This window comes from Kitasatospora sp. NPDC059747 (assembly GCF_042732955.1).
In the GTDB taxonomy this organism is placed as follows: domain Bacteria; phylum Actinomycetota; class Actinomycetes; order Streptomycetales; family Streptomycetaceae; genus Kitasatospora.
On sequence record NZ_JBHWGV010000098.1, the window covers coordinates 13878 to 19504 of the forward strand.

The following is a 5627-nucleotide window of genomic DNA, read 5'->3' on the forward strand; positions in this document are numbered from 1 at the left end:
GCCCCCCCGCGCCGCCCCGCGCCGCGCGCGCGGGGTGGGCCCCCGCCCGCGCCCCCCCCCGGCCGCCGGGCTCGGCCGGGACAGCGCGATCGTCGGCATGTGCGGCACGCCGTCGCGGGTGAAGCAGGCCACCGTGACGTCCTTCTCGGTGGCCGCGCGCCAGGCCGCGGCGTCGGTGCCGAGCGAACGGACGCCGTGGACGCGCAGCAGCCGCTGGCAGTGCGCGAACGCGGGGCGCCGGTGCGGCGGGATCTCGTAGACGACCACCGTGTCCGTCGTCACGGCGCGCCCGTCCGCCTCCAGCCGTACGAGGCCGTTGCCGCCGGCCTCGATGCGGCCGGTGCCGCCGAGCCCGTCGGCGTCGTCCGTCATGAAGTGCCGCGCGTCCACCAGGACGGGTTCCCGGCCGGTCAGCCTCCGGACGGCGGTGGCCATCGCGTCCCGGGTGCCCTCGGTCGAGCCGTGGTCGGTCAGAAGAACGAATTCTCGTCGGCTCATGCCGTCATGGAAGCGATGCGGGCGCGCACGGGACAAGGAGGCCTTGTGCGCCATTCACGCGTCTCGGTGGCCGAAATCGCATCCGCCGTGAGCCCGCTCCGGCCCGCCGCCGTTAATCCGGATGCGGGCCCCCGCCCGCCCGGGTACCCTCGGCCCCATGTCCACGCCCCGAATTTCCTAGCTGACGGACCCGCCTCCACGCCACCCGTGTGTCCGTTCGCTGTTTCGGAGCGTTATCCCATGATCACCACCCGTGGTGTCGACGTGCGCGTCGGCGCCCGTCTCCTCCTGTCCGACGTCAGCCTGCACATCGCCCCCGGCGACCGGATCGGCCTGGTCGGCCGCAACGGCGCCGGCAAGACGACCCTGCTCGCCACGCTCGCCGGCGAGCTGGCCCCCGCCGCCGGCACCGTCACCCGCACCGGCGCGGTCGGCTACCTCCCGCAGGACTCCCGCGCCGCCGACCCCGCCGTCACCGTCACCGACCGCATCCTGTCCGCCCGCGGCCTCGACGCCGCCGTCCGCGCCCTGCGCACCGCCGAGGAGGCGATGACGCTGGCCGAAGGACCGGCCGCCGAGCGGCGGGCGATGGACGCCTACGTGCGGGCCGAGGCCGCGTTCCAGTCGCGCGGCGGCTACGCGGCCGAGGCCGAGGCCGCCCGGGTCGCGGCCGGGCTCGGGCTGCCCACCCGCGTCATGTCCGGCCCGGTCGGCGCGCTGTCCGGCGGCCAGCGGCGCCGGGTCGAACTGGCCCGGATCCTGTTCGCCGACCACGGCACCCTGCTGCTCGACGAGCCCACCAACCACCTGGACGCCGACTCCGTCACCTGGCTGCGCGGCTTCCTGGCCGGCCACCCCGGCGGGCTCGTGCTGATCAGCCACGACATCGGCCTGGTCGCCGACACCGTCAACCGGGTCTTCCACGTCGACCCGCAGCGCGCCACCATCGACGTCCACAACACCGGCTGGCGGGCCTACCTCACCCAGCGCGAGGCCGACGAGCGCCGGCGCGCCCGCGAGCGGGCCAACGCCGAGCGCAAGGCCGCCTCGCTCAACGCCCAGGCCGACAAGATGCGGGCCAACGTCGCCACCGCGACCGCCGCCCGCAACATGGCCCGCCGCGCCGACCGGATGCTCGCCGACCTGGAGCCCGTCCGCCAGGCCGAGCGCGTCGCCCGGATCCGGCTGCCCGAGCCCGAACCGTGCGGCCGCATGCCGCTCGGCGCGGTCAGCCTCGCCAAGGCCTACGGCGGCCGGCCCGTCCTCGGCGGACTGGACCTCGCCGTCGACCGCGGCTCCCGGCTGGTCATCCTCGGCCTCAACGGCGCCGGCAAGACGACCCTGCTGCGGATCCTGGCCGGCCACGTGACCCCGGACTCGGGCCGCGTCGTGCCCGGCCCCGGCCTGCGGCTCGGCTACTTCGCCCAGGAACACGACACCCTCGACCCGGCGCTCACCGTCCGGGACAACCTCGCCCTGGCCGCCCCCGCCCTCACCGACGGCGAACTGCGGCGCGTGCTCGGCGCGTTCCTGTTCAGCGGCGACGACGCCGACAAGCCCGCCGGCGTCCTGTCCGGCGGCGAGAAGACCCGCCTGGCGCTGGCCGGACTCGTCCACTCCGGCGCCAACGTGCTCCTCCTCGACGAGCCCACCAACAACCTCGACCCGGCCTCGCGGGCCGAGGTCCTGGGCGCCGTCGGCACGTACCCGGGCGCGATCGTGATGGTCACCCACGACCCGGGCGCCATCGAGGCCCTCCGCCCGGACCGCGTCCTCCTCCTCCCGGACGGCGACGAGGACCTGTGGAGCGACTCGTACCTGGACCTCGTCGGCCTCTCGTGACGCCGGCGCGCGCGGCGCGCCCGCGCGCGCCCCGCCCCCGGGGCCGCGCCCGGCCCCCCCGGACGGGAACCAGGGGGATGGATGCGCGAGGACCAGCGGCGGGCGGCGGCGACGCGGCGGCAGGTGCTGATTGCCCGATGGGCCGCCCCGCACCAGGTGCGAGCGGCGGGGGAGGCGCTCGACGCGTACCGGGCGAGCGGGCAGCGCCTGGCCGAGGCCCGCCGGGACGGGGACCTGCCGGCGGCACACGAGTCACTCGCCCAACAGGTGGCGGCGCAAGAGCAGTTGGGCGAACTGATCGGCCTGCGGGCGGCGGCCCGGCTGCTGGACGCCGCCGACCGTCCGGCGGAGCCGGTGACCGTCTTCGTCGACGAGACCACCGTGCGCGCCCAGCACGTGCAGCGCGCGGGGCTGGGGACGCTGCAGGCGTACGGCGCGGTCGCGCTGCCCGGAGAGCTGCTGTCGGTCTTCGCCGCCCGCGCGGCCGGGATCCGGGCCGATTTCGGGCTCGGTGACGAGGAGTTGAAGTGGTCGCCGGACCGCAAGCGGCAGCCGGCGCAGTTCGCGCTCGGCGCCCAGGGGCGCGAGCCGATGCAGCGGGCCCTGCTGGCGGCGGCCGCCGAGTGCGGGGCGTGGACGGCGACGGTGGTGTGGGACGAGGAACGCGATCCGAGCCCGGCCGCGCACCGCGAGAAGTGGCTGCTGAAGCTGCTCTACGAGCGGATCAGCATGGGCCTGTCCGACCGGGACGGGCTCGGCACGGTGATCTTCGACCAGAAGCACTCCCTGCGCGGCCATGACGCCGGCTGGCTCGCGGCCACCAGGAAGCTGACGGACCACGGAACCGAGTACACGAGCGCCTCCCGGATCGTGAACCGCTTCGTCATGGGCCCGTCCGACCACCTGCCCGGCCTTCAGCTCGCCGACCTGGTCGTCGGCGCCACGACGGCCCTGGTCGCCGGCCAGAAGAGCGGGCTGGCGCTGCGGGAACCGCTGCTGGAGCTGATCCACCGCCGCGAGGACGGGGACCTGTCCGGCGCCGGACTGAAGCTGTGGCCCAACTCGCTGGAGAACCTGTACTCCTGGATCCAGCACGACCGGCCCGCCGAGCCGGGAGGCGACCTGCGCGAGCTCATGCAGTTGCTCGGCGAGGACCACTACGACGCGCTTCTGGACCGCCGTCCGTTCGCCCGGGACGACGGCCTGACGGAACGCCATTGACCTTCCGCCGGGCCGGAGGCACCGTGCGGTCATGGCTGACGAGCGCCGGACCGGAATCACTTCACGCGAACGAAGCCCCAGCGGTCACAGACCTTCGGCGAAGCGGCCCTCGGCGTCGAGGCCGAACCGTCCGGGATTCGCTGTACGGTGGCGCCGCCCCAGCACCCGCAGCAGGCCCTCCCAGGCGTCGGTGTCGCCCGCGTTCACGCCTGTGCGGTAGGCCGTCTCGGCGCTCGACCAGCGGCCGGCTGCCTCGTGCACCCGGCCGAGACCGACCCAGGCCTCGGGGTCGCCGGCCCGCGCCGCCGCCTCGTACGCCTGCTCGGCGGTCTCGATGTCCCCGCGCTCCTCCCTGACCCGGCCGAGTGCCGTCCAGGCGCCGAGCCCACCGGTTTCCTCGGCCCGGGCCGCCGCCCGGGCCGCCCCCGCCTGGTCGCCGGCGCGCTCACGGATGCGGGCGAGCGCGGCCCACGCGTGGGGGTCTCCGCTCGTGGCGGCTTCCTCGGCCGCCCGGTCGGCGCCCGTGGCATCGCCCGCCGTCTCCCGGTGCCTGGCAAGCATGGTCCACGCGTCGGTGTGCCCGAGCCGGGCCGCCTCGGCTGCGGCCGCCTCCGCGTCGGTCCCTGCTTGCGTCCGTAGCCGGGCGAGCACGCCCCAGGCCTCACCATCGCCGACCCGCGCCGCCTCGCGGGCCGCTTGTTCCGCGCCTTCGTGGTCGTCGGCGCCCTCCCGCAAGCGGGCCAGGTGGCTCAACGCGTTGCTCTCCCCGACAGCTGCCGCCGCACCGAAGGCCTCGGCGGCACCGACAAGATCACCACGTTGCTCCCGGAGCCGCCCGAGGACGGTCCAGGCCTCGGCTCGGCCCACCGCCGCGGCCTGCTCGGCCGCCAGCACCGCGTTCTCTTCGTCCTGTGTGGCCGAGTGCAGGTGCACCAGGTACGTCCAGGCCGATGTCACCCCGCCGGCGGCTGCCTGATGGTAGGCGGTCTGTGCCTCGGCGTGATCGCCGGCCCGCTCGCTCGACTTGCCCAGCCCCAGCCAGGCCGAGGCCTCGCCGGCCGTGACCGCCCGCTGGTAGGCCGAGCGGGCCGGTTCCTCCTCGCCCAGCCGTTCGCGCTGCCGCGCGAGGCTCAGCCAAGCCTGCGCGGTACCGGCCCGCGCGCCTTCCTCAGCTGCCTGCTCGGCGCCGGCGCGGTCCCCGTCCTGTTCCCGTAGCCGGGCCAGCGCGACCCAGGCCCACATGTCGCCCCGGTGGGCGGACTGCGCGAAGGCGCGGTACGCGCCGTCCCTGTCGCCGTCCTCCTCGCACGCCGAGCCCAGCGCGTACCAGGCGCTGGGGTCAGTGCCGGCCGCCGACACCGCGCCTGCCCGGTCGGCCACCTCCGCCAGGAGCAGCACGAGCGCTTGCCGGGCGGCCGAACTGCCCAGCTCGGCCGCCCGCCGGTAGAGCCGCGCCGCGTGCTGGTAGCGGCGGCGCAGGTAGGCGGCCGATCCCAGCGCCCGCAGCGCCTCGGCCGAGCGGGCGTGGTCGGCTGCGGCCAGCCAGAACTGCTCGGGCGGGGCGAGGTGGGTTCGCGTGGGGCGTACGCTCTGGTCGAGGTAGTCCGCAGGACGGTAGGCGTCCGGCGCTCCGAGACCGGCTTCGATCCGCTCGGGAACCAGGGCGGACAGCGCCCCGCCGACCTGTCGGCTCAGCGCCCCGACCGCCTCCTCGAACCAGTCGGAGGCCACGGTGACCCGCGCGGTCGCGGGAAGGTAGCCCGCTACTGCCTCGGCCAGCAGCGCGCCGGGCACCGCACCCGGGTGCCCCAGCCGCCGGGCGTCGAGTGCGACGGTGACCAGGGCGTGCTCGATTTCCGAGAAGTAGTTGCCCGGGCCGCTCAGGTAGCGCCGCACCAGCTCCGGGCCGCCCGTCAGCTGCTGGATCACCTGGCCCTCGCCGCCGGCGGTCTGCCGCGGCGGCGCCGGGGCGGGCGCGCGCCGGGGGGGCGCGGGGGGGGCCCGCGGGGCGCGCGCCCGCGGGGGGCCGCGGGGGGGGGGGCGGGGGGGGTGGGGCGGGGTGCCCG

3 protein-coding genes and 1 pseudogene are annotated in these 5627 nt (G+C 76.4%); 2 read left to right on the top strand and 2 right to left on the bottom strand.

The window, feature by feature from the left end; genetic code table 11:
* Nucleotides 1-498 (bottom strand): annotated as a pseudogene (locus tag ACFV4G_RS32630) (alpha-L-glutamate ligase); the annotation flags it as partial.
* 240 nt (nt 499-738) lie between these two features.
* On the opposite strand from ACFV4G_RS32630, the gene ACFV4G_RS32635 reads away from it, so the two are divergent.
* Both ACFV4G_RS32635 and ACFV4G_RS32640 read left to right on the top strand, forming a co-directional pair.
* Entirely contained in the window at nt 739-2340 is a 1602-nt protein-coding gene (locus tag ACFV4G_RS32635; RefSeq protein WP_380445771.1) for an ABC-F family ATP-binding cassette domain-containing protein, read from the top strand.
* A gap of 81 nt (nt 2341-2421) precedes the next feature.
* Nucleotides 2422-3561, top strand: a complete 1140-nt coding sequence (locus ACFV4G_RS32640; RefSeq protein ID WP_380445772.1) for a DUF3800 domain-containing protein — start codon at nt 2422-2424, stop codon at nt 3559-3561.
* Between the two features lie 84 nt (nt 3562-3645).
* On the opposite strand, the gene ACFV4G_RS32645 is transcribed toward ACFV4G_RS32640, so the two are convergent.
* The gene (locus ACFV4G_RS32645; protein ID WP_380445774.1) at nt 3646-5490 is read right to left on the bottom strand and encodes a tetratricopeptide repeat protein; all 1845 of its coding nucleotides are present in this window, start codon (nt 5488-5490) and stop codon (nt 3646-3648) included.
* Between the last annotated feature and the right edge of the window lie 137 nt (nt 5491-5627).